The organism is Pseudooceanicola sp., from assembly GCF_041987405.1.
In the GTDB taxonomy this organism is placed as follows: Bacteria; Pseudomonadota; Alphaproteobacteria; order Rhodobacterales; family Rhodobacteraceae; genus Pseudooceanicola.
This window is the reverse complement of the sequence record NZ_JBHIWR010000002.1, coordinates 229,985-251,270: the sequence shown is the minus strand read 5'-3', so window position 1 is coordinate 251,270 and position 21,286 is coordinate 229,985. Positions and strand designations below refer to the sequence as shown.

The following is a 21,286-nucleotide window of genomic DNA, read 5'->3' as shown; positions in this document are numbered from 1 at the left end:
CCGTGCCGGTCCTTATGCGTCGCGCCGTGCCACGCCAAGTTGGGCGAGCAGGGCCATGACCTCCGGCACATTGTCCGTCCAGTCTGACAGGTCCAGCTCTTCGCCATTGCGCAGATGCAGGGTCAGGACCGGGTCTTCCTCCGTACCGGACAGCTCCATGTCGTGGATATGCTGAATGGGAAGGCGCCGGACCGGGCCTGTCGGGTGAATGATGATCTCCCGCCGCGTGATCCAGAGGTGGATGACCGGCGGCAGGGCCAGCAGCCCGACCCCGGCCAGCTGCAGCGCACAGGCCAACGCCCAAAGCGACCAGGTGGTGACCAGCCCCTCCGGCGGAAAGATCAGCAGGGCGACGACCATCAGGGCCCCGGTGATGATCAGGGCAACCTTGCGCCCTGTCCGCGGGGGGGATCGGTGTTCATATAGCAGCTGCATGATCGGTCCGTGGCGCCGTCTGGTCTGCCACAGGTAACGCGAAATCGGGGGTGGGCGCGAGGTGGTAACGGAAAAGCCCCACCGAGGCGGGGCTTCTCAAGGTTCCGGGTCCGATCACTCCGCCGGGACGGCCTTGTCCTCGATCGTCAGCGGATGCGGGATGTGGACCAGCATCTCCTTCGGGCAGATCTGAAGGAAATTGCCCTTCTCGATATCCCAGTTCTGGAGGATGTCGACGGCCTTGCGGCTGCCAGTTTCCTCGACGTGGCGCTGGATCAGGCCCTTGAGCTGATCGACCCAGTGCTCGACCGTGACCGGGCAGGTGACCAGCGTTTCCATGTTCATCATATCATGCGCCTTGCCCTCGGGATCGTAAAGGTACGCCATCCCGCCGGTCATGCCCGCGCCAAAGTTCGGCCCGATGGAGCCGAGGATCACCGCGACGCCGCCGGTCATGTATTCGCAACCGTTCGAGCCGCAGCCCTCGATCACCACCTTCGCGCCGGAGTTGCGGACGGCAAACCGCTCGCCCGCGCGGCCGGCGGCAAAGAGGTAGCCGTCGGTGGCCCCATACAGCACCGTGTTGCCGATGATCGTGTTTTCCGACGCGACCAGCGGGCTTTCCATCGGCGGGCGCACCACCACGGTGCCGCCCGACAGCCCCTTGCCAACATAGTCGTTGGCCTCGCCCATGACCTCGATCTTCAGGCCCGGGGCGGCAAAGGCACCCAGGGACTGACCGGCGGAGCCCGACAGTTTGACCGTCAGGTGGTCCGGCTGGAAGGCGTTGCGCATGCCGAAGTTCTGCACGATGTGCGACGCTGTCCGCGTGCCGACCGAACGGTGCGTGTTCTGCACCGCGTAGCTCAGCTGCATCTTCTCGCCATCCTTCAGGAACCGGGCGGCGTCGCGCACGATTTCAACGTCCAGCGTATCCGGCACCGGGTTGCGCGGCTTGTCGCGGTTGTAGACGATGTTCTTCGATCCATCGACCGTGATCAGCAGCGGGTTGAGGTCCAGATCATCCAGGTGATCCGCGCCACGGCTGACCTGGCTCAGCAGGTCGGCGCGGCCGATGACCTCGTCCAGCGACCGCGCGCCGATGGAGGCGAGGATTTCCCGCACTTCCTGCGCATAGAAGGTGATCAGGTTCACAACCTTGTCGGCCGTGCCGGTGAACTTTTCACGCAGCGCAGGGTCCTGAGTACAGACGCCGACGGGGCAGGTGTTCGACTGGCACTGACGCACCATGATACAGCCCATGGCGATCAGAGCCGCTGTCCCGATGCCGTATTCCTCGGCCCCCATCATCGCGGCCATGACGATGTCACGCCCGGTGCGCAATCCGCCGTCGGTGCGCAGGGTGACGCGGTCGCGCAGGTGGTTCATCGCCAAGACCTGATGCGCCTCGGTCAGGCCCATCTCCCACGGGAGACCTGCGAACTTGATGGACGTGCCCGGGGAGGCACCCGTGCCGCCGTTGTGACCCGAAATCAGGATGATGTCCGCCTTCGCCTTTGCCACGCCCGCCGCAATCGTGCCGACGCCAGAGGAGGCCACCAGTTTGACGGTCACCTTCACGGTCGGGTTGATCTGCTTCAGGTCGTAGATCAGCTGCGCCAGATCCTCGATCGAGTAGATGTCGTGGTGCGGCGGAGGGGAGATCAGCGTCACGCCCTTGGTCGAGTGACGCAGACGGGCGATCAGGTCGGTGACCTTCATGCCGGGCAGCTGGCCGCCCTCGCCGGGCTTGGCGCCCTGGGCGACCTTGATCTCCAGCTCTTCGCACTGGTTCAGGTATTCGGCTGTCACGCCGAACCGGCCCGAGGCCACCTGCTTGATCTTTGCCGAGGGGTTGTCGCCGTTGGGTTCGGGCACGAAATGTGCCGGATCCTCACCGCCCTCGCCCGAGTCGGACTTCGCCCCGATGCGGTTCATCGCGACGTTCAGAAGCTTGTGCGCTTCGGGGCTGAGAGCACCAAGCGACATGCCCGGCGTCACGAACCGTTTGCGGATCGAGGTGATGGATTCGACCTCTTCCAGCGGGACCGGGTTGCCAAGCGGCTTGATCGCCAGCAGGTCGCGCAGGTGGATCGGCGGGTTCGCCTGCATCCGGGCGCTGTACTGCTTCCAGATCTCATACGAGGCGCGGTTACAGGCCGTCTGCATCATATGCATCGTCTGCGCTTCCCAGGCGTGGGTTTCGCCGGATTTCCGCGCCTTGTAGAAACCACCGATCGGGAGGACGTCGAGACCCGACAGCCAGCCCTTCTGGTGAATGTCCGCGACTTTCTTCTGGATGCCCCAGACCCCGATGCCGGAGATGCGCGAGGTCATGCCGGGGAAGAATTCCGCAACCATCGCGCGGCTGAGGCCCACGGCCTCGAAGTTCAACCCGCCGCGATAGGAGGACACCACCGAAATGCCCATCTTGGACATGATCTTGAGCATGCCCTGGTCGATGGCCTCGCGGTAGGCGGCGACGGCCTCTGTCAGGGTCATGTCCAGCAGGCCGCGCGCGATGCGGTCGGCCAGCGTGTCCTCGGCGAGGTAGGGGTTCACGATGGTCGCGCCACAGCCGATCAGAACCGCGAAATAATGCGGGTCGATACATTCGGCCGACCGGACCCCAAGCGAACAGAACGTCCGCAGGCCCTTCTGCGTCAGCCAGGAATGCACCGCCGAGGTCGCGAGGATCATCGGCATCGGCACCTTGTCCGGCCCCTGCTGGTGATCCGTCAGTATGATGTGACCCCCGCCGGAGCGCACGGCCTCCTCGGCCTCCGCCCGGATGCGGTTCAGCGCGGCGCGCAGGGCGTCCGGCCCGCCGTCAACGGGGAAGGTACAGTCGATCTCCGACAGACCGGCGTTGAAATGGGTCCGCAGCTCCTCGAACTGCGCATTGCCGACAAAGGGGCTGTCCAGCACGAAGATCTCCGTCTGGGCGGAGCTTTCGTCGAGCACGTTCTTCAGGTTCCCGAACCGCGTCTTCAGCGACATGACGCGGAATTCGCGCAGGCTGTCGATCGGCGGGTTCGTCACCTGCGAGAAGTTCTGACGGAAGAAATGCGACAGCGGCCGGTACTTGTTCGACAGCACCGCAGAGGGCGTGTCGTCGCCCATGGAGGCCAGCGCCTCCTTCCCGTCCTCGGCCATGGGCATGAGGACGCCCTCGATCTCCTCGATCGTGTAGCCCGCCGCGATCTGACGCTTGCGCAGTTCATCGCCTTCGAAAAGGGGTGTCTCTTCGACGCGCGACAGCTCCTCCTCCAGGTCGGTGATCTTGCCGACCCATTCGCCGAATGGTTGGGAGGCGGCGAGTTTGTCCTTGATGTCAACGTCGTGGTAAAGCTTGCCCTCTTTCATATCGACGGCAATCATCTGGCCCGGGCCAAGCGCGCCCTTTTCGCGCACCGTGCCTTCGTTGGTCGGGACCATGCCGGCCTCCGACCCCGCGATCAGCAGGTTGTCCCCGGTCACGACATAGCGCATGGGGCGCAGCCCGTTGCGGTCCAGACCGCCGCAGACCCAACGACCGTCGGTCATGGCCAGGGCGGCCGGGCCATCCCAGGGTTCCATCACGCCGTTGCAGTAGGAATACATGTCGCGCCAGGCCTGCGGCAGTTCGATGGCCTGCTTGGACCAGGACTCCGGCACCAGCATGGTCTTCGCCATGGGGGCAGAGCGACCGGCGCGCACCAGAACCTCGAACACCGCATCCAGCGCGGCACTGTCCGACGAGCCCGACGGGATGATCGGCTTGATGTCTTCGGCAAGGTCCCCGAACGTGCCGCTGGCCATGCGGATCTCGTGGCTTTTCATCCAGTTGATGTTGCCCTTGATCGTGTTGATCTCGCCGTTATGCGCCAGCATGCGGAAGGGCTGCGCCAGCCACCACTGCGGGAAGGTGTTGGTGGAATAGCGCTGGTGATAGACGGCAAAGGCGCTCTCGAACCGGTCGTCCTGCAGATCGGGGTAGAAGACCGCGACCTGCTCGGCCAGCATCATGCCCTTGTAGATGATCGAGCGGCAGGACAGCGACGCGATATAGAGCCCTTCGACATGGGCGGCGGCGGCGGCCTTCTCGATCCGGCGGCGGATGACGTAAAGCTCGCGTTCAAAGGTCTCCTCGTCCACGCCCTTGGAGTTGGAGATGAGGATTTGCTCGATCTCCGGCCGGGTGGCGTTGGCCTTCTCGCCCAGGCAGGTCACATCGACGGGCACATGACGCCAGCCGTAGATGTAATAGCCCATGCGCAGCACTTCGGATTCCACGATGGTCCGGCAGACCTCCTGCGCGCCGAAATCGGTGCGCGGCAGGAAGACCTGGCCAACGGCCATCAGTTCCTTCTCGCGCGGCTCATGGCCGGTGCGCTTGATCTGGTCGTAGAAGAAGGGCACCGGGATCTGCACATGGATGCCCGCGCCGTCGCCCGTCTTGCCGTCGGCATCCACAGCACCCCGGTGCCAGATCGCCTTCAGCGCCTTGATCCCCGCCTCGACCACCTTGCGGCTCTTCTTGCCGTCAATCGACACGACGAGGCCGACCCCGCAGGAGGAATGCTCCTCGGTTTCGGAATACATGCCGTTCTCGGCCATCCACTTGCGCTTCGCCTCTTCGGCGGCGACCCATGCGGCATCGTATTTGGTCATGTGCGGTTCCTTTCGAAACGGGGCCCCGGGGGGCGGAATTGGGGGTGGCTCAGGAGTCCAGAGCGGGGAATTTCTTGACGCACTCGGCCCGGGTCATTTGCTTGCGCCGGTCGGCGCCCTCGAAGGCAAAGCTGTGCGGCTTTTCATCGATGTAGATTTCGCTGGTGATCTCGAAGGCCGAGGGATCGTCGAAGAGACCGATGGGAACTTCGGTCCAGGCGGCCATGTCTTCGTTCAGCGTGAAATGGAAGTAGAGCGCGGAGCCGCAGCGTCGGCACCAGGCGCGTTCAGCCCAGTCGGAGGATTGCAGCGTGGCGATCTGCGCCTCGTTGTGCCAAGTCAGGCCGGCCGTCGGCAGGTCGACCCCGATCAGCGCCGATCCCGTCCAGCGGCGGCACATTTCGCAATGACAGATCGAAGCGGTCGACGGAACGTCGGTCGCGGTGAATGTCACTGCGCCACACATGCATTGTCCTGTCTTATCTGTCATCTCCGCCTCCAAAAGGTCAGGTCTGCTTACGGTCTTTCCGGGTGGCTCCGGGGCCGTCGGTCCCGACACCGATAAAATACCGACGCAATACCGACGTGATACCGACGTTGCGTTCGGGGCCTATTCCGCCGCCACGGCCTTGGCCGCGGTAAGGTCCTCCAGCAGGGCGGCGACGCAATCGCGCCCGTCCCGGATCGCCCAGACAACAAGCGAGGCACCGCGCACGATGTCGCCAATCGCATAGACGCCATCGAGGCTGGTCTTGCCGGTGCCAAACTCCGCCCGGATGGTGCCCCAGCGGGTCACGGCCAGGTCCGGCTGGTCCCAGAGCGTCGGCAGATCCTCGGGCTCGAAGCCGAGCGCCTTGATGACGAGGTCGGCCTCCTCCGCATAGTCGGAGCCTTCGATCAGTTCGGGCGACTGGCGGCCGGAGGCGTCCGGCGCGCCCAGGCGCATCTTCTGAATCGTCATCGACGACACGGCATCGCCCGAGAAATCCAGCGGGTTGGAGAGCCAGACGAATTCCACGCCCTCTTCCTCCGCATTGGCGACCTCGCGCTGGCTGCCCGGCATGTTGGCCCGGTCGCGGCGGTACAGGCATTTGACCGACTCCGCGCCCTGACGGATCGCCGTGCGCACACAGTCCATCGCGGTGTCGCCGCCGCCGACCACGACGACCTTCTTGCCCTTGGCGTTCAGCTCTCCGCTTTCATACTCCGGCACGGAGTCGCCAAAGTTCGACACCTTGTTGGAGGCGGTGAGGTAGTCAATTGCACGCACGATCCCGCCCGCGTCGGAGCCGGGCTGAGTCAACTCGCGGGTCTTGTAAACCCCTGTTGCGATGATGACTTTGTCGTGTTTGCCGCGGATCTCCTCAAAGGAGATGTCCTGGCCGACGGTGCAATTCATGACGAATTCGACACCGGATTGCTCCAGCTGATCCATCCGCCGCATGACGACGTCCTTCTCCAGCTTGAAGCCGGGGATGCCGTAGGTCAGCAGCCCGCCGCCACGGTCATAACGGTCATAGACGGTCACCTGAACGCCCGCGCGGCGTAGCATGTCGGCGGCGGCCAGGCCACCGGGGCCCGCGCCGATGATGCCGACGCTTTCCTCGCGCTCGACCGCCGGGGTCACCGGTTTGACCCAGCCCTGTTCCCAGGCCGTGTCGGTGATATATTTCTCCACAGCGCCGATGGTCACGGTGCCATGGCCCGACTGTTCGATAACGCAGTTGCCTTCGCACAGGCGATCCTGCGGGCAGATGCGGCCGCAGATCTCGGGAAAGGTGTTGGTGGCCTGGCTGACCTGATAGGCCTCTTCCAGGCGTCCGGTCGCGGTCAGGCGCAGCCAGTCGGGGATGTTGTTGTGCAGCGGGCAATGGCTCTGACAATAGGGCACGCCGCACTGGGAACAGCGGGCGGCCTGTTCTTCGGCCTTGGCTGCGGCGTACTCCGCATAAATCTCGTCGAAATCCGTATTCCGTACCTTGGCGTCACGCTTCTCCGGCATGTCGCGCTCAACGGTGACGAATTTCAGCATCGGTTGCTTGGCCACGCGGCAGTCCTCGCTCTTGCTTGCGTCTCGCTGGTGCTTGCTTCCGGTCTCATAAGCGATGGCCGCGGAAAAGAAAAGTCATACGTGCTGACCTTTATTTCCGACCACCTGCCGCCCGGGGCCGAAAACACGGCCGGTTCCTGCGAATAAAGGTCCGATCCGTACCTTACTGGGCTCTTCCCTTATCCGATCAATGGCTTAAACACAGGCTCAGGCCAATCGAGGTGAGAAATGCCCCTGTTTCAACTGATCCTGCTTGCAGTCATCCAGGGGATCACGGAATTCCTTCCGATTTCGTCGTCCGGGCACCTGATTCTCCTGCCAGAGCTTACTTCATTGGCAGATCAGGGTCAGGCCCTGGATGTCGCGGTGCACGTCGGCACGCTTGGCGCGGTGATTCTCTATTTCTGGCGCGACGTGGCCGAGGCCGTCGTCGGCCTGCCGCGCCTGATCCGGGGTAAGTTGGACACGCCGGGTGCGCGTCTGGCCTTCCTGCTGATCGTGGCGACGATCCCGGCTGTGGTGGTCGGTTTTGCGCTGAAAGCCACCGGCGCGATCGACATGATGCGCTCTGCCTTCGTGATCGGCTGGACCATGCTGATCTTCGGTCTGGTGCTGTGGTGGGCGGATCAGCGCGGGGCGGAGGTCAAACAGGCGCAGGACTGGACCCTGCGCGAGGCTTGGCTGCTCGGGCTCTGGCAGGCGGTGGCGTTGATCCCGGGCACGTCGCGGTCGGGGATCACCATCACCGGCGCGCGCTTCCTGGGCTATGCGCGGGCGGATGCGGCCAAGGTCGCGATGCTGATGTCGATCCCGGTGATCCTGGCCAGTGCGGCGCTGCTCGGCCTCGACGTGGTGCAGGAGGGCGACCTGGGCCAGCTGAGCGACCTGGCGATTGCCACGGCGCTGGCCTTCCTGTCGGCCCTGCTGGCGCTGGCGCTGATGATGCGCCTGCTGCGCAGCGTCAGCTTCACGCCCTACGTCATCTACCGGGTCGTTCTGGGGGTCGGGCTGATCTGGTGGGCCTGGCCGTAACCGCCGCGCTCAGACCTTGAGGTTCTTCGCCGAGTCCTTGATCGCGGCGTACTGGCCCGATGGGCGGAACCGCCAGAGGTAGCTTTCCAGGATCGCCTCGGGCGCCAGCGGCGTCAGGCCCAGATCGGCAAACCCCTTGTGATCGCCGGACACGACATTGTCCTTGCGCAGGTTCACGATCTGATCGGCGGTCAGGACGTTGTTGTGGAAAATCCCGACGGTCACGGTCTGGATCGCGGTGAGGCCAAAGGCCATCAGCCGGGCCATCCAGAATGGCAGGTTCACCAGCACGCGACGGCGCTGGATCACGTCCAGCATCTCGGCCATCAGCTCGCGGAAGGTGCTGACCTCGGGTCCGCCCAGCTCGTAGATGCCACCCTCGGCCGTGCCGTTGACGCCCATCTCGGCCACCGCAGCCACGTCATCGACATAAACCGGCTGGAACCGGCTGTTGCCGCCGACCATCGGCAGGACGGGGCCGAAGCGGGTCATCCCGGCGAAACGGTTGAAGAATTCATCCTCGGGCCCGAACATGATCGACGGGCGCAGGATCATCGCGCCGGGCATATGCTCCAGCACCTTGGCCTCGCCCTCCGCCTTGGTGCGGGAATAGGCGCTGTCGCTGTCCGCATCCGCCCCGATGGCAGAGATCTGGACCATCCGGCTGATTCCGGCCGCGGCGGCAAGGCGGGCAATGCGGCCCGCGCCTTCGGCCTGAACCGCGTCAAAGCCGTTCTTGCCCTTTTCCGACAGGATGCCGACGCAGTTCACCACGGCCTCCGCCCCGGTCAGGGCGGCCCGGACCGAGGCGTCGTCGCGGATGTTGCAGAAGATTGGTTCTACCTGGCCGACCGCGCCATAGGTGCGCACGAACATGGAGTCGTTCGGGTGCCGCGTGGCAACGCGCACGCGCCAGCCGTCCTTGGCCAGTCGGCGCGCGACATAGCGCCCGAGGAAGCCCGATCCGCCGAAGATGGTGACAAGTTTGGACATGCGCAAACCCCTGCGATCCTTCGTCTCTTGTCCCTGTTCCTATCGCCCCCGACCGGACCGGGCAAGGCGATATGGCGAACAGCGTCAAAAACCCGCAAATCGCCGTTGACACCACGCCCCTTGGGGTCTAAATCGCGGCCTCACGCAGTTTCGTGCCCAGATGGCGGAATTGGTAGACGCGCTGGCTTCAGGTGCCAGTGGCCGCAAGGCCGTGGAGGTTCGAGTCCTCTTCTGGGCACCAACTGTGGATAGAAAAGCCTCCGAACCCATTGGGATCGGAGGCTTTCTTGTTTCCAGGGCCCGTGAGGGATCAGACGGTGGCGCCCTTGCGTCGGATGGCGCAGCCGACGAGGCTGGCCATGACACCGATCACGATGGCGATCGCGGCGTCATAGACGTTTGTTCCGGCCAGGTTGAAGTCGTTGAAGAGCAGCGTTTCGATGATCCCGATCAGCACGCCCAGGATCACGGCGAGCGTCCACTTCCGTGTCATCATCCCCAGGCCGACACCGACAATCCCGGGCAGGCTGAGGATATTGCCGCCAACGGTTCCGAGGAAATCTAGGAAACCAAGCATGGTAGGACCTTCTTTCTGGTTGGCACTCTTTTCGGGTGCGGCGGGTCCCGGCAGGCGGGGACCGCCGGGGTGTCAGTCCCGCTCCGCCGCGAGGTAGGAGCGGATTGCGGCGAGATCGACGGGCTTTGTCCTCTGCGCGGGCGAATTGGCGGCCAGTTCGTCGGACACGCGCTTGTATTCCTCCAGATAGCCGGGGGCCAGTTCATGCGCGATGCCCTGGTGACAGTCGATGCAGGTCATGCCCTCGTCGATGGCCTTCTGGTGGCTGTCCGCCGCCCGGGTCTCCTGGATGGTGAAATCCATGTATTCGAAGGCGTGGCAGTTGCGGCATTCACGGCTGTCGGAGGCCTTCATCTTCTTCCAGACCGCGGAGGCCATGGCCAGCCGATGTTCCTCGTATTTCTCGGGGGTGGAGATCGTGCCCAGAACCTCGTGATAGACGTCCTTCACCGCCATGATCTTGGCCTTCACCTTGTGCTGCCATTCATGCGGCACGTGGCAATCCGGGCAGGTGGCACGGACGCCGGAGTGGTTGTTGTAGTGAATGGTCTCGCGGTATTCGCCCATGTTCGTCTCCATCGTGTGGCAGGAGACGCAGAATTCCTCGTTGTTGGTGAGTTCCAGCGACCAGTTGAACCCGCCCCAGAAGAGGATGCCGGCGATGAAGCCCGCGATCAGGATAAAGCCCACGCTGAGGACGGAAATCGGGCTCCAGAACCAGGTCCACAGTCTGCGAATCGGGCCCTTCTTGGTGTCGTTTGGATCCGCCATGGTCTTGCCTCCCCGGCCTTAGTTGGATGCGTTCGACGGGGCGAACGTGTTGTCGACCAGCGCGGGCGCATTGGCCTGCGGGACGTGGCACTGGTTGCAGAACCAGCGGGTGCCGGCGACGGTGTCCAGCTGGTTGCCCTCTCGGTCCAGGTAGTGGGTCATCGACAGGGTCGGCGCCCCGCGATCGCCCGCGACGGTCCAGTCATGGCAACTGAGGCATTGGTTGGTGCGCAGGTCCATCTGGTACTGGTCGATGGAATGCGGAACCAGGGGGGGTTGCTGGCGATAGTTGCGCACGAACCGCCCCTCCATCTGCTTGTGGATATCGTCCACCACATTGGTGCTGCCGATGTCGGGGCCGCGAAGGCTTCGGACCTCGCCGGAGGACTGGGCGAGTGCCAGCCCACCCACGAAGGTCGTGATGGCCAGGGCGGTTATTCCTGCAAGGACCGGAGTTTTCATCTGCGCTCTCCCTTCTTGATTCAGTGTTCAGGCGGCGCTCAGGCCCGTTCGACCTTGCAGGCGCATTTTTTGAAGTCCGTCTCCTTGGAGATCGGGCAGGTCGCGTCGAGCGTCAGCTTGTTGATCAGCTGCCCCTCGTCGAACCACGGCACGAAGACCAGGCCCTTCGGCGGCTTGTTCCGGCCCCGGGTTTCCACGCGGCTCAGCATTTCGCCCCGCCGGGTGGAGATCATGATCTCCTGCCCGCGGCGCAGCCCGCGCGCGCTGGCATCGTCGGGATGCATGAAGACCACGGCGGCGGGGAAGGCGCGGTGCAGTTCCGGCACGCGGCGGGTCATCGAGCCGGAGTGCCAATGCTCCAGCACGCGGCCGGTGGAGAGCCAGAGGTCGTATTCCTCGTCCGGTTCTTCGGCGGGCGGCTCGTAGGGGGCCGAGATGATCTTGGCCTTGCCGTCGCCGTGGCCGTAGAATTCGACCTCCGCGCCTTCCTTGACATAGGGGTCATAGCCTTCGCGGAAGCGGTAGAGGGTTTCCTTGCCGTCGACCACGGGCCAGCGCAGACCGCGGGCCTGGTGGTAGGTGTCGAAATCCGCCAGGTCGTGACCGTGGCCGCGGCCGAATTCGGCGTATTCCTCGAAAAGGCCCTTCTGCACGTAGAAGCCGAAGTGATTGGATTCGTCGTTGGCGAACCCTTCGTAGGTGTCCTCCAGCGGGAATTTGTTCACCTGGCCGTTCTCATAGAGCACTTCATAGAGCGTCTTTCCGGCCAGTTCCGGCATCTTGGCGATCAGCTCCTCCCCCCAGGTTTCCTCGACCGTGAAACGTTTGGAGAATTCCATCAGCTGCCAGAGGTCGGACTTGGCCTCGCCCGGAGCATCGACCTGCTGACGCCAGAACTGGGTCCGACGCTCGGCGTTGCCGTAGGCCCCTTCCTTTTCGACCCACATGGCCGTGGGCAGGATCAGGTCGGCGGCCATGGCGGTGACCGTCGGATAGGGGTCGGAGACGGCGACGAAGTTTTCGGGGTTGCGATACCCGGGCAGACCTTCTTCGTTGATGTTGGCCGCAGCCTGCATGTTGTTGTTGCACTGCACCCAGTAGGCGTTGAGCGTGCCGTCCTTGAGGGCGCGGTTCTGGGCCACGGCGTGCAGGCCCGGCTTTTCGGGAATGGTGCCCTCCGGGATCTTCCACATCTTTTCGGAGAATGCGCGGTGTTCGGGGTTCATCACCACGAGGTCGGCGGGCAGGCGGTGCGCAAAGGTCCCGACCTCGCGCGCCGTGCCGCAGGCGGAGGGCTGGCCGGTGAGAGAGAAGGGCGAGTTGCCCGGCTCGGAGATCTTGCCGGTCAGCAGGTGGACATTGTACATCAGCGAGTTGACCCAGGACCCGCGGGTATGCTGGTTGAACCCCATGGTCCAAAGCGACATGACCTTGCGGTTCGGGTCGGCGTACTGCTGCGCCAGGCGTTCCAGCTTATCGACTGGAACACCGGAGAGCGCGGAGACCATTTCAGCCGTGTATCCGGCGACGGAGGCCTTGTATTCCTCGAAATCAATCGGGGTGAGCTTGCCGGAATTGGGGTTCTCGGCGTCCTCCTGCAGCCTGTGTTCGTCGCGCAGGCCATAGCCGATATCGGTGTCGGTCTTGGTGATGTTGACGTGTTTCTCCATGAACTCCCAGTTCACGGCGTCGTTCTGGATGATGTAGTTGGCGATGTAGTTCAGGATCGCCAGATCGGTCTGCGGTTTGAAGATGATGTCGTTGTCGGCCAGCTCGTACGAGCGGTGCTCGAAGGTCGACAGCACATGGACCTCGCAGCCCGGTTTGGTCAGGCGGGTGTCGGTCAGGCGGGACCAGAGGATCGGGTGCATTTCAGCCATGTTGGAGCCCCAGAGGACGAAGGTGTCCGCCGCCTCCAGATCGTCGTAGCAGCCCATGGGTTCGTCGATGCCGAAGGTCCGCATGAAGCCCGCCACGGCCGAGGCCATGCAATGACGCGCGTTCGGGTCGATGTTGTTGGAGCGGAAGCCGGCCTTCATCATCTTGGCGGCGGCATAGCCTTCCCAGACGGTCCACTGGCCGGAGCCGAACATGCCGACGGAGGTCGGGCCCTTGGCCTTCAGCGCCTCCTTCCACTTCTCGGCCATGACGTCGAAGGCTTCGTCCCAGCTGACAGGTTCGAATTCGCCGTTCTTGTCATAGACGCCGTTGGTCTTGCGCAGCAGCGGGGTGGTCAGGCGGTCCTTGCCGTACATGATCTTGGACAGGAAGTAGCCCTTGATGCAGTTCAGGCCGCGGTTGACCGGCGCGTCGGGGTCGCCCTGCGTGGCGACGACGCGGCCTTCCTTGGTGCCGACGAGGACAGAACAGCCGGTGCCGCAGAACCGGCAGGGGGCCTTGTCCCAACGGATGTCAGGCGTCCGGACCTGCGCGGCGACCTGACCGGTTGCGAGCGGGATACCGGCGGCGGCGGCGGTGCTGGCCGCGGCGGTCGCCTTGAGAAAAGTGCGGCGTGACTCCGAATGTGTCATGCATCGGTCCTCCGGATTGGGGGGATGGTGGGGGTGTCGAACGGGGCCGCCGCCTGGGCGGGGTCCTCGAAATGGTGGAAATTCAGGGTGACAGAGAGCACGCCGGGCACCTGGTGCATGGCCATGATCTGATCGGAGGCATAGGAGTCCTCGGTATCCTCGACCACGACGACGAGGCGACCGTCGTCGCCCTCGGCATGGATTTCGGCGCCGGCGATGGCGTTGATGCCCTCCCGGGCCTGGTCCAGGGCATGTGTCGCGACATGCACGAGGCAACCGCAGATATTCATTCGACCCCCTCCGGGCTGGCTGGCTGTTTTCGTTGGAACGAAACGGCTTGCGCTGGACATGTATGAGCACAGGCGCCGCACCCGGTGCATTGACCAAGATCAATAACAGGTTGTGACCTTCCGCCGAGCTGGAGACGGAATTTGATGGCCTGCGGGTCGCAGACATCCTCACAAGCGCGGCAGGAAATGCCCTGTTGCGCGAGGCAGGCTTCGCTGATCTGTGCCTGCCAGGGCCAGTCCAACGGCAAGTCGGGATCAAGGGCGCCGGTCGGGCAGGCCTCCGCGCAGGCGCCGCAAAAAGTACATTCTCCCAGCCGGAGATCGACCACCGGACGGCGATCCTCATCGCGGATGATGATGGCTTCGGGGCAGGCGCTTACGCAGTCAGAACATTGATTGCAAAGGGATTCGAACTGATCAGACGCATGCGGGGGACGCATGATCGCCTTGTCGAGGCGGTTGAACTTGCCTCGCAAGAAGTTCCGTCGGCTGGATGCGGTGGCTCGCAAGCTGCCCTCCTCCGAATGACCGGTGACCCTGTCGCATGAGATCATATCCATGTGACAGTTCGATCACGTACTGGTTACCATGACGTTATCGAAGGACGGCTTCTCTTTTCAACAGAATGCTCCGACCAAATCGGCGAGATCTCTCTTACAGTTCGAAAAATGTAGACGGGCGATCAACTTAAGGTGGTGAAGTTTGAGCTGCCGCAAGTGGCGATTTGCGCTGGCGCAAGGCAGCGTCCAATCTGCCTTGCGTCTGGCGTCCAGACGGGCGAATCGTGCATCAGGTCTCCGGAATGCTGAGGGCGGACATGTTGGGATATATCCATAGCGCGGATCGGGGCGTGCCGAACGCAGTGCTGGGCGAGGTGGCCGATGTGCTGCGGTCGCAAGGCTTGCGTGTCACCGGGCTGATCCAGGAACGGGCGCCGGACGACGGCGCGCATCCCTGCGACATGGATCTGAAATGCCTGCCCGACGGCCCGAGTTTCCCGATCGCGCAGCATCTGGGGCGCGGGTCGCGCGGATGCCGGATGGATGTCGGCGCATTGGAAGGCGGTGTCAGCTATGTGGCCGAACAGGTCGCGGGCGGGGCGGATATCTTCATCCTCAACAAGTTCGGCGCGCAGGAGGCACAGGGCCGCGGGTTCCGTGAAACGATCGCGGCGGCGCTGGCGCGTGGGATCCCGGTGCTGACGGTGGTCAACCCGTTGAATATCGACGCCTTCCGCGACTTCGCCGCCGGGTCGGAGCAGGAGGTCGAGGGTGAGGTTGCCGCAATCCTGTCCTGGGTCGCGGCGCAGCGGGTCGGCGATCAACAGGCCAGATAGGCGTCGTAAAGCGCTGTCAGCTTCGCGGTCATCGGGCCGGGGACACCTGCCCCGACCGGGCGGCCGTCGATCATGCCGACCGGGGTGATGCCGCCCAGGGTGCCGGTGACAAAGGCCTCCTCCGCGCCATAGGTTTCCGCCAGGGTGTAGTCCGTTTCGCGCACCGTGAACCCGGCCTCGCGCCAGAGGTGGATGGCCTTTTTCCGGGTGATCCCGTTGAAGCAGGCAGCGCCGGTGGAGGTCCAGAGCTCCTCACCGCGGAAGATGAAGAAATTGGTTGAGTTGCAGGAAGCGACAAAGCCCCGGTCATCCAGCATCAGCGCCTCGTCAGCGCCCATGTTGATTGCCTGGATCAGGGCCTGGATGAAGTTCAGGCGGGAGTGGGAATTCAGCCGCAGATCAAAGACATCCGGCGTGGAACAGCGGATGGTGGAGGTCATCAGTTTCAACCCCTTTGCCTTGAGCTCCGGATTGGGCTGCTTGTATTCCGCCACGATGACGATGGTCGCGCCGCCGACGATGAACCGGGGGTCCTGGTTCACCGTGGACTTGAGACCCCGGGTGATCATCAGGCGGATGTGTCCGCCGTCGGTCATGCGGTTGTGGTCGAGGGTCTTGCGGATTTCCCCGACCAGCGCGTCGCGGTCCATGCCGATATCCAGCTGGATCGCGTTCGCCCCCTCGTAAAGCCGGTCCATGTGGTCGTCGATGGCAAGCAGCTTGCCGTCGATCAGGCGCAGACCTTCCCACACACCGTCGCCAAGGACGAAGCCGGAATCGAAGATCGAGACCTTGGCGGCGTCGCGCGGGTAGAACTCTCCGTCGACATAGATCTCCACCGCCTCGTTGCGGGGGTCGGCGACGTAGCTTTGGGAGGAGGAGGCGGAGAGCGGGGTCATGGGGCGGATTCCTGAACGGGTTCGGTTCAGACCTAACCTGAGCGGCAAACCCCTGCCAAGCCATGGTTGGGACGACGCGGTGAGGCGCGGAGTCAAGGGCCGCAGGCCCGCCGCGCCATCGCCGGGCCGCCCCTTCGGCCCGGCGATTGGGCACCATTTGCGCGGTGCTCGGGCAGAGAGCTGCCACGGCTGGCATAAAGTGCTGCTGATCGGAGGTCGGATCGCCGCGCCGCGGCCCGTCGATGGCTCGGCTCCTCTCGGGAACGAAAAACGCCGCCCCGGAGGGCGGCGTTCATGTCTCAGGCCCGAAACCGGATCAGATGTCGAACCGGTCCGCGTTCATCACCTTGGTCCAGGCGGCGACGAAGTCCTTCACGAACTTCTCGCCGTTGTCGGCCTGGGCATAGACCTCGGCCAGGGCGCGCAGCTGCGAGTTCGAGCCGAAGACCAGATCGACACGGGTGCCGGTCCACTTCTTGTCGCCCGTCTTGCGGTCGGTGCCCTCAAAGGTCTTTCCATCGCCGGTGTCGGCCCAGGCGGTGCCCATATCCAGCAGATTGACGAAGAAATCGTTCGTCAGCTGACCGGGGCGGTCCGTCAGCACGCCGTATTTGGCGCCGTCGAAGTTGGCATCCAGCGCGCGCATCCCGCCGACGAGAACGGTCATTTCCGGCGCGGTGAGGGCCAGAAGCTGTGCCCGGTCGACCAGCAGGGCTTCGGCCGGGACAAGGTGATCGGCGTGAACGTAGTTGCGGAAGCCGTCCGCCAGCGGCTCGAGCGGGTCGAAGCTTTCGGCGTCGGTCAGCTCGTCCGTGGTGTCGCCGCGACCCGGGGTGAAGGGCACCTCAATATCGTGACCGGCGGCCTTGGCCGCGGCTTCGATCCCTGCGGAGCCACCCAGGACGATCAAGTCGGCGATGGAGACCTTCTTGTCGCCCTTGGCATCGAACTTCGCCTTGATCGCCTCGATCGTGTTGAGGGTCTTGGCCAGGGTCTCCGGTTCGTTGACCTCCCAGTCCTTCTGCGGGGCAAGGCGGATTCGGGCACCATTCGCACCGCCGCGCTTGTCCGAGTTGCGGAAGGTCGCGGCCGAGGACCAGGCGGTGTAGATCAGGTCGCGCTGCGAGATCGCGCCCAGCAGTTCGCCCTTCAGGTCCGCGATGTCGGCGGCGTCGACCAGCGGGTGATCGACGGCAGGCACCGGATCCTGCCAGATCAAATCCTCCGACGGCACTTCCTTGCCCAGGTACCGCACCTTCGGCCCCATGTCCCGGTGCGTCAGCTTGAACCAGGCGCGGGCAAAGGCATCGGCGAACTCTTCGGGGTTTTCATAGAAGCGGCGGGAGATTTTCTCGTACTCCGGATCGAACCGCAGGGCGAGGTCAGTGGTCAGCATGTTGGGCACGCGGCGCTTGCCTTCGACGTGCGGGTCTTCGACCGTTTCCACCGACTCTTCGTTCTTGGGCTTCCACTGGTGCGCCCCGGCGGGGGATTTCGTCAGCTCCCACTCGTATTCGAAGAGGTTCTTGAAGAACAGGTTGCTCCACTCGGTCGGCTTGGTGGTCCAGATCACCTCAAGCCCGGAGGTGAAGGTGTCATCGCCGTGCAGACCGTGTTTGTGCCGCCAGCCGAAACCCTGCTCGACGATGTCGGCGCCTTCGGGTTCGTGCGAAATGTCGTCCGGGCTCCCCTTGCCGTGGGTCTTGCCGAAGGTGTGGCCGCCGGCGATCAGCGCGACGGTTTCCTCGTCATTCATCGCCATCCGTCCAAAGGTGTCGCGGATGTCGAAGGCGGCCTTGAGCGGATCGGGATTGCCGTCGGGGCCTTCGGGGTTCACGTAAATCAGGCCCATCTGCACGGCGGCGAGGGGGTTTTCCAGGGCGCGCCCTTCGGAGTAGCGCGAATTGGGGTTGTCGGAGGGGGCGAGCCACTCCTCCTCGGTGCCCCAGTAGACGTCTTCCTCGGGTTCCCACACATCGGCACGGCCACCCGCGAAACCGAAGGTCTTGAAGCCCATGGTTTCCAGCGCGACGTTCCCGGCGAGAATCATAAGGTCCGCCCAGCTGAGGTTGTTGCCGTACTTCGCCTTGACCGGCCAGAGCAGGCGGCGGGCCTTGTCGAGGTTGGCGTTGTCCGGCCAGGAATTCAGCGGGGCAAAGCGCTGCTGACCGGCGCTTGCGCCGCCGCGGCCGTCGCCGATCCGGTAGGTGCCGGCGGAATGCCAGGCCATGCGGATCATGAAGGGGCCGTAGTGCCCCCAGTCGGCGGGCCACCAGTCCTGGCTGTCGGTCATCAGGGCGGCGATGTCGGCCTTGACGGCGTCGAGGTCGAGCTTCTTGAACGCCTCGGCGTAGTCGAAATCGGGGTCCATCGGGTTTCCGGCCGGGCCGTTCTGGTGCAGCATCTTCAGGTTCAGCTGGTTCGGCCACCAGTCCTTGTTCGACCGGCCCTGACCGCCGGTATGCACGACCGGGCAGCCGCCGGTTTGGGTATCGTTGCCGTCCATGATGAGATCTCCCTTCGCTAGGAATTTTGCTAGGTCAGGCCGGTGACTCGGCCGTTGCGCGGACCATATCAGGGGAGGTGCATCAGGGACACCCGCAGTTGCCTGATCGTATTGATAAGTCGATCTTATGATATGGCCCGCTCAACCGGGCCCGGTGGCCCAGTGACACCAGGGTGAATTGCAAGTGTCGCCCTTCGACGCTATCTCCGCCGAAGGTCGAGAGGGAGTGCCGCGTGACAAATCATCTGTATCAGGGCGATCTGCCGGACGGGCTGGACCTTGGGCCGGTTGTTGCGATCGACTGCGAGACCATGGGGCTGAACCCGCATCGCGACCGTTTGTGCGTGGTGCAGATGTCGGGCGGCGACGGCGACAGCCATATCGTGCAGATTGCCCTCGGCCAGACCGCGGCGCCGAACCTCTGCCGCATGCTGGAGGACTCGCAGGTGCTGAAGCTGTTCCATTTCGGCCGGTTCGACATCGCCGCGCTGTACAATGCCTTTGGCGCGCTCGCCGCGCCGGTCTATTGCACCAAGATCGCCTCGCGCCTCGTGCGGACCTACACGGATCGCCACGGGTTGAAGAACCTGACGCAGGAGCTGATCGGCGTGGATCTGTCGAAGGTCCAGCAATCCTCCGACTGGGGGGCGGAGGAGCTGACGGCGGCGCAGCTGGAATATGCGGCCTCTGACGTTCTCTATCTGCATCGCCTGCGGGACGAACTGGACACGCGGCTAGCCCGCGAGGGCCGGTCCGAGGTGGCGCAGGCCTGTTTCGAGTTTCTGCCGATGCGGGCGAAGCTGGATCTGATGGGCTGGCCCGACACGGATATCTTCGCGCATTCATGAACCACCGGGCCGCATATCGCCCGGACGAGGCATGAGCGGGCCATGGCGGGCGATGGATATTCACGCCTTGTCAGCGGACTCAAGATCCTCCTGCCGCTGACAGCGCTCGGCCTGCTGTCGACCGTCTTCATGCTGTCGGAAACGCGGGAGGTGCGCGAAGACCTGCCATTTGCCGACGTCCGTCTGGGCGAAAACGGGCTGAGCGAGGGGGTGTTGCGCCCGACCTTCGCCGGAGCGTCGGAAGATGGCGATATGATCGCCTTTGTCGCCCAGACCGCCCGACCCGTGGGCGAGGGGCTGGGGTCGGTCATCGCCGAAGATGTTCGGGCGCGTATCGATATAGTGACGGGCGGCACCATCACCTTCCGCTCCGACACGGCGACAATGGCGGAACCCGAGGGACAGGCGCACCTGGAGGGCGGGGTGGTCATCGTCTCCTCCTCTGGCTATCGGGTGGAGACGGAGAAACTGACCGCGGGGATGGACCGTATCTATGCGGAGACACCCGGAGAGGTCCGCGGCGAGGGGCCGCCGGGGCGTTTCGTCGCCGGGCGCATGGTCCTGCAGGCGGAGGAGCCGGAGGGCGATGTGCGTTTACGCTTCACCGACGGCGTCAAGCTGATATACCTCCCCGCATCCGACTGAGGTAATTTGACATGAGTCTTTTCCGTTTGTTTGCGATTGGCCTTCTGGCCGTCTTCCCCCTTGTGGTGGCGGCGCAGCAGACGGCGTTCGGCTCCGGCAATGTCGACCCGCAGGCGCCGGTGGAGGTCGAGAGCGACGATCTGCGCGTGAGCGAGGCGGACGGCACGGCGGAGTTTCTGGGCAATGTTGTAATCATCCAGGGGACGATGCGCCTGGCCGCGCCGCGGGTTCTGGTCGTCTATGACGAGGACGGCGAGCGGATCAGCAAGATGCAGGCGACCGGCGGTGTCACCCTTGTCAGCGGTGATGACGCGGCCGAGGCCGAGCGGGCGGATTACGATATCGACCAGGGCCAGATCGTGATGGAGGGTAGCGTCCTCGTGGCGCAGGGGACCTCCACCCTGTCGGGGCAACGCATGGTCGTGAACCTCGATACCGGCAATGCGCAGATGTCCGGACGTGTGCGCACGATCCTCAACCCCAGGGAAGACTGATCTTTGGCGACCCCCGACCTTCAGATCCACAGTGGCGACCAGGGCCTGCGCATCGACAATCTGCGCAAGTCCTACAAGAAACGTGTGGTGATCCGGGATGTGACCATGAAGGTCGACCAGGGCGAGGTCGCGGGATTGCTGGGCCCGAACGGATCGGGCAAGACGACCACCTTTTATGCAATCGCCGGGCTGGTCACCCCCGAAGGGGGACGCGTCACCATCGACGGACGGGACGTGACGGGCCTCCCGATGTACCGCCGGGCGCGGCTTGGCATCGGGTATCTGCCGCAGGAGATGTCGATCTTTCGCGGCCTGTCGGTCGAGGACAACATCTCGGCCATTCTCGACATCACGCATCGCGACCGCCACAAGCGGCGCGAGCGGCTGGAAGAGCTGCTGTCGGAGTTTTCGATCGAGCACCTGCGCCGCGCGCCTGCCATGGCCCTGTCCGGCGGGGAACGGCGCCGGGTGGAAATCGCCCGCTGTCTGGCCGCCGATCCGAAGTACCTGCTGCTGGACGAACCTTTTGCCGGGGTCGATCCGATTTCGGTCGCGGATATCCGCCACCTCGTCGCGGATCTGAAAAAGCGTGGCATCGGGGTTCTGATCACCGATCACAACGTGCGCGAGACGCTGGAGATCGTGGACCGCGCCTATATCCTGCATGACGGCAAGGTTTTGATGTCCGGCACACCAGATGATGTGGTGCGGAACGAAAACGTGCGGCGTGTCTATCTGGGCGACAGTTTCCGGATCTCCTGAAA

At 64.1% G+C, this 21,286-nt stretch carries 19 protein-coding genes and 1 tRNA gene; 7 read left to right on the top strand and 13 right to left on the bottom strand.

All coding sequences use genetic code 11. The features are described from left to right. Positions 1–12: 12 nt before the first annotated feature. The 4 genes from ACFC2Y_RS05960 to ACFC2Y_RS05945 all read right to left on the bottom strand — a co-directional run bounded on the left by ACFC2Y_RS05960 (position 13) and on the right by ACFC2Y_RS05945 (position 7,135). Positions 13–435 (bottom strand): hypothetical protein, encoded by a 423-nt coding sequence (locus ACFC2Y_RS05960; protein ID WP_375174165.1) that lies wholly within the window; start codon positions 433–435, stop codon positions 13–15. A gap of 114 nt (positions 436–549) precedes the next feature. After that, positions 550–5,088 (bottom strand): glutamate synthase large subunit, encoded by a 4,539-nt coding sequence (gltB, locus tag ACFC2Y_RS05955; RefSeq protein WP_375174166.1) that lies wholly within the window; start codon positions 5,086–5,088, stop codon positions 550–552. A gap of 49 nt (positions 5,089–5,137) precedes the next feature. Continuing rightward, the gene (locus tag ACFC2Y_RS05950; RefSeq protein ID WP_375174167.1) at positions 5,138–5,578 is read right to left on the bottom strand and encodes a GFA family protein; all 441 of its coding nucleotides are present in this window, start codon (positions 5,576–5,578) and stop codon (positions 5,138–5,140) included. Between the two features lie 120 nt (positions 5,579–5,698). Beyond that, positions 5,699–7,135 carry an NAD(P)-dependent oxidoreductase gene (locus ACFC2Y_RS05945; protein ID WP_375174168.1) on the bottom strand — a complete coding sequence of 479 codons (1,437 nt, stop codon included), beginning with the start codon at positions 7,133–7,135 and terminating at the stop codon, positions 5,699–5,701. Positions 7,136–7,366: 231 nt separating this feature from the next. Here ACFC2Y_RS05945 and ACFC2Y_RS05940 point away from each other — a divergent pair, with 231 nt between their 5' ends. Then, positions 7,367–8,170 carry an undecaprenyl-diphosphate phosphatase gene (locus ACFC2Y_RS05940; protein WP_375174169.1) on the top strand — a complete coding sequence of 268 codons (804 nt, stop codon included), beginning with the start codon at positions 7,367–7,369 and terminating at the stop codon, positions 8,168–8,170. 9 nt (positions 8,171–8,179) lie between these two features. Here the strand turns inward: ACFC2Y_RS05940 and ACFC2Y_RS05935 are convergent, their stop codons facing one another. Further along, the gene (locus ACFC2Y_RS05935; RefSeq protein ID WP_375174170.1) at positions 8,180–9,163 is read right to left on the bottom strand and encodes a complex I NDUFA9 subunit family protein; all 984 of its coding nucleotides are present in this window, start codon (positions 9,161–9,163) and stop codon (positions 8,180–8,182) included. Positions 9,164–9,317: 154 nt separating this feature from the next. On the opposite strand from ACFC2Y_RS05935, the gene ACFC2Y_RS05930 reads away from it, so the two are divergent. Continuing rightward, positions 9,318–9,404, top strand: a tRNA-Leu gene (locus ACFC2Y_RS05930). A 69-nt stretch (positions 9,405–9,473) separates the two neighbouring features. On the opposite strand, the gene ACFC2Y_RS05925 is transcribed toward ACFC2Y_RS05930, so the two are convergent. The 6 genes from ACFC2Y_RS05925 to napF all read right to left on the bottom strand — a co-directional run bounded on the left by ACFC2Y_RS05925 (position 9,474) and on the right by napF (position 14,354). Continuing rightward, positions 9,474–9,740, bottom strand: a complete 267-nt coding sequence (locus ACFC2Y_RS05925) for a hypothetical protein (protein ID WP_375174171.1) — start codon at positions 9,738–9,740, stop codon at positions 9,474–9,476. 72 nt (positions 9,741–9,812) lie between these two features. After that, positions 9,813–10,511, bottom strand: coding sequence for a NapC/NirT family cytochrome c (locus ACFC2Y_RS05920; protein WP_375174172.1), 699 nt, complete (start codon positions 10,509–10,511; stop codon positions 9,813–9,815). Between the two features lie 18 nt (positions 10,512–10,529). Then, positions 10,530–10,973 carry a nitrate reductase cytochrome c-type subunit gene (locus ACFC2Y_RS05915; protein WP_375174173.1) on the bottom strand — a complete coding sequence of 148 codons (444 nt, stop codon included), beginning with the start codon at positions 10,971–10,973 and terminating at the stop codon, positions 10,530–10,532. Positions 10,974–11,011: 38 nt separating this feature from the next. After that, positions 11,012–13,504, bottom strand: coding sequence for a nitrate reductase catalytic subunit NapA (napA, locus tag ACFC2Y_RS05910; protein ID WP_375174174.1), 2,493 nt, complete (start codon positions 13,502–13,504; stop codon positions 11,012–11,014). Then, positions 13,501–13,794, bottom strand: a complete 294-nt coding sequence (locus ACFC2Y_RS05905) for a chaperone NapD (RefSeq protein ID WP_375174175.1) — start codon at positions 13,792–13,794, stop codon at positions 13,501–13,503. The genes napA and ACFC2Y_RS05905 overlap by 4 nt, the downstream gene beginning before the upstream one ends. Then, complete coding sequence (gene napF / locus ACFC2Y_RS05900) at positions 13,791–14,354, bottom strand: ferredoxin-type protein NapF (RefSeq protein WP_375186124.1); 564 nt, start codon at positions 14,352–14,354, stop codon at positions 13,791–13,793. Before napF ends, ACFC2Y_RS05905 begins: the two co-directional genes overlap by 4 nt. Before the next feature lie 257 nt (positions 14,355–14,611). On the opposite strand from napF, the gene ACFC2Y_RS05895 reads away from it, so the two are divergent. Then, positions 14,612–15,130 (top strand): DUF2478 domain-containing protein, encoded by a 519-nt coding sequence (locus tag ACFC2Y_RS05895; RefSeq protein ID WP_375174177.1) that lies wholly within the window; start codon positions 14,612–14,614, stop codon positions 15,128–15,130. Here ACFC2Y_RS05895 and ACFC2Y_RS05890 read toward each other — a convergent pair. Continuing rightward, entirely contained in the window at positions 15,115–16,029 is a 915-nt protein-coding gene (locus tag ACFC2Y_RS05890; protein WP_375174178.1) for an aminotransferase class IV, read from the bottom strand. The two genes, ACFC2Y_RS05895 and ACFC2Y_RS05890, sit on opposite strands and share 16 nt — an antisense overlap. Before the next feature lie 316 nt (positions 16,030–16,345). Further along, a complete protein-coding gene (katG, locus tag ACFC2Y_RS05885; protein ID WP_375174179.1) occupies positions 16,346–18,535 on the bottom strand; it encodes a catalase/peroxidase HPI in 2,190 nt (729 codons plus the stop codon). A 233-nt stretch (positions 18,536–18,768) separates the two neighbouring features. Between katG and ACFC2Y_RS05880 the strand changes: the two genes are divergently transcribed. Genes ACFC2Y_RS05880 through lptB form a run of 4 tightly spaced genes read left to right on the top strand, consistent with a single transcriptional unit; the run spans position 18,769 to position 21,284 of the window. Continuing rightward, positions 18,769–19,383 carry a ribonuclease D gene (locus ACFC2Y_RS05880; protein WP_375174180.1) on the top strand — a complete coding sequence of 205 codons (615 nt, stop codon included), beginning with the start codon at positions 18,769–18,771 and terminating at the stop codon, positions 19,381–19,383. Positions 19,384–19,425: 42 nt separating this feature from the next. Then, the gene (lptC, locus tag ACFC2Y_RS05875; RefSeq protein WP_375174181.1) at positions 19,426–20,028 is read left to right on the top strand and encodes an LPS export ABC transporter periplasmic protein LptC; all 603 of its coding nucleotides are present in this window, start codon (positions 19,426–19,428) and stop codon (positions 20,026–20,028) included. Positions 20,029–20,039: 11 nt separating this feature from the next. Then, positions 20,040–20,522 carry a lipopolysaccharide transport periplasmic protein LptA gene (lptA, locus tag ACFC2Y_RS05870; RefSeq protein ID WP_375174182.1) on the top strand — a complete coding sequence of 161 codons (483 nt, stop codon included), beginning with the start codon at positions 20,040–20,042 and terminating at the stop codon, positions 20,520–20,522. Between the two features lie 3 nt (positions 20,523–20,525). Next, positions 20,526–21,284: an LPS export ABC transporter ATP-binding protein gene (lptB, locus tag ACFC2Y_RS05865; RefSeq protein WP_375174183.1), complete on the top strand. Its 759-nt coding sequence runs from the start codon at positions 20,526–20,528 to the stop codon at positions 21,282–21,284. The last annotated feature ends 2 nt before the right edge of the window (positions 21,285–21,286 follow it).

What these genes read in the sequence shown, in the direction of transcription:
- ACFC2Y_RS05960 (WP_375174165.1), bottom strand. Translation starts at nt 435, where the DNA reads ATGCAGCTGCTATATGAACACCGATCCCCCCCGCGGACAGGGCGCAAG.
- gltB (WP_375174166.1), bottom strand. Translation starts at nt 5,088, where the DNA reads ATGACCAAATACGATGCCGCATGGGTCGCCGCCGAAGAGGCGAAGCGC.
- ACFC2Y_RS05950 (WP_375174167.1), bottom strand. Translation starts at nt 5,578, where the DNA reads ATGACAGATAAGACAGGACAATGCATGTGTGGCGCAGTGACATTCACC.
- ACFC2Y_RS05940 (WP_375174169.1), top strand. Translation starts at nt 7,367, where the DNA reads ATGCCCCTGTTTCAACTGATCCTGCTTGCAGTCATCCAGGGGATCACG.
- ACFC2Y_RS05935 (WP_375174170.1), bottom strand. Translation starts at nt 9,163, where the DNA reads ATGTCCAAACTTGTCACCATCTTCGGCGGATCGGGCTTCCTCGGGCGC.
- ACFC2Y_RS05925 (WP_375174171.1), bottom strand. Translation starts at nt 9,740, where the DNA reads ATGCTTGGTTTCCTAGATTTCCTCGGAACCGTTGGCGGCAATATCCTC.
- ACFC2Y_RS05920 (WP_375174172.1), bottom strand. Translation starts at nt 10,511, where the DNA reads ATGGCGGATCCAAACGACACCAAGAAGGGCCCGATTCGCAGACTGTGG.
- ACFC2Y_RS05915 (WP_375174173.1), bottom strand. Translation starts at nt 10,973, where the DNA reads ATGAAAACTCCGGTCCTTGCAGGAATAACCGCCCTGGCCATCACGACC.
- napA (WP_375174174.1), bottom strand. Translation starts at nt 13,504, where the DNA reads ATGACACATTCGGAGTCACGCCGCACTTTTCTCAAGGCGACCGCCGCG.
- ACFC2Y_RS05905 (WP_375174175.1), bottom strand. Translation starts at nt 13,794, where the DNA reads ATGAATATCTGCGGTTGCCTCGTGCATGTCGCGACACATGCCCTGGAC.
- napF (WP_375186124.1), bottom strand. Translation starts at nt 14,354, where the DNA reads ATGGATATGATCTCATGCGACAGGGTCACCGGTCATTCGGAGGAGGGC.
- ACFC2Y_RS05895 (WP_375174177.1), top strand. Translation starts at nt 14,612, where the DNA reads ATGTTGGGATATATCCATAGCGCGGATCGGGGCGTGCCGAACGCAGTG.
- ACFC2Y_RS05890 (WP_375174178.1), bottom strand. Translation starts at nt 16,029, where the DNA reads ATGACCCCGCTCTCCGCCTCCTCCTCCCAAAGCTACGTCGCCGACCCC.
- katG (WP_375174179.1), bottom strand. Translation starts at nt 18,535, where the DNA reads ATGGACGGCAACGATACCCAAACCGGCGGCTGCCCGGTCGTGCATACC.
- lptC (WP_375174181.1), top strand. Translation starts at nt 19,426, where the DNA reads ATGGCGGGCGATGGATATTCACGCCTTGTCAGCGGACTCAAGATCCTC.
- lptA (WP_375174182.1), top strand. Translation starts at nt 20,040, where the DNA reads ATGAGTCTTTTCCGTTTGTTTGCGATTGGCCTTCTGGCCGTCTTCCCC.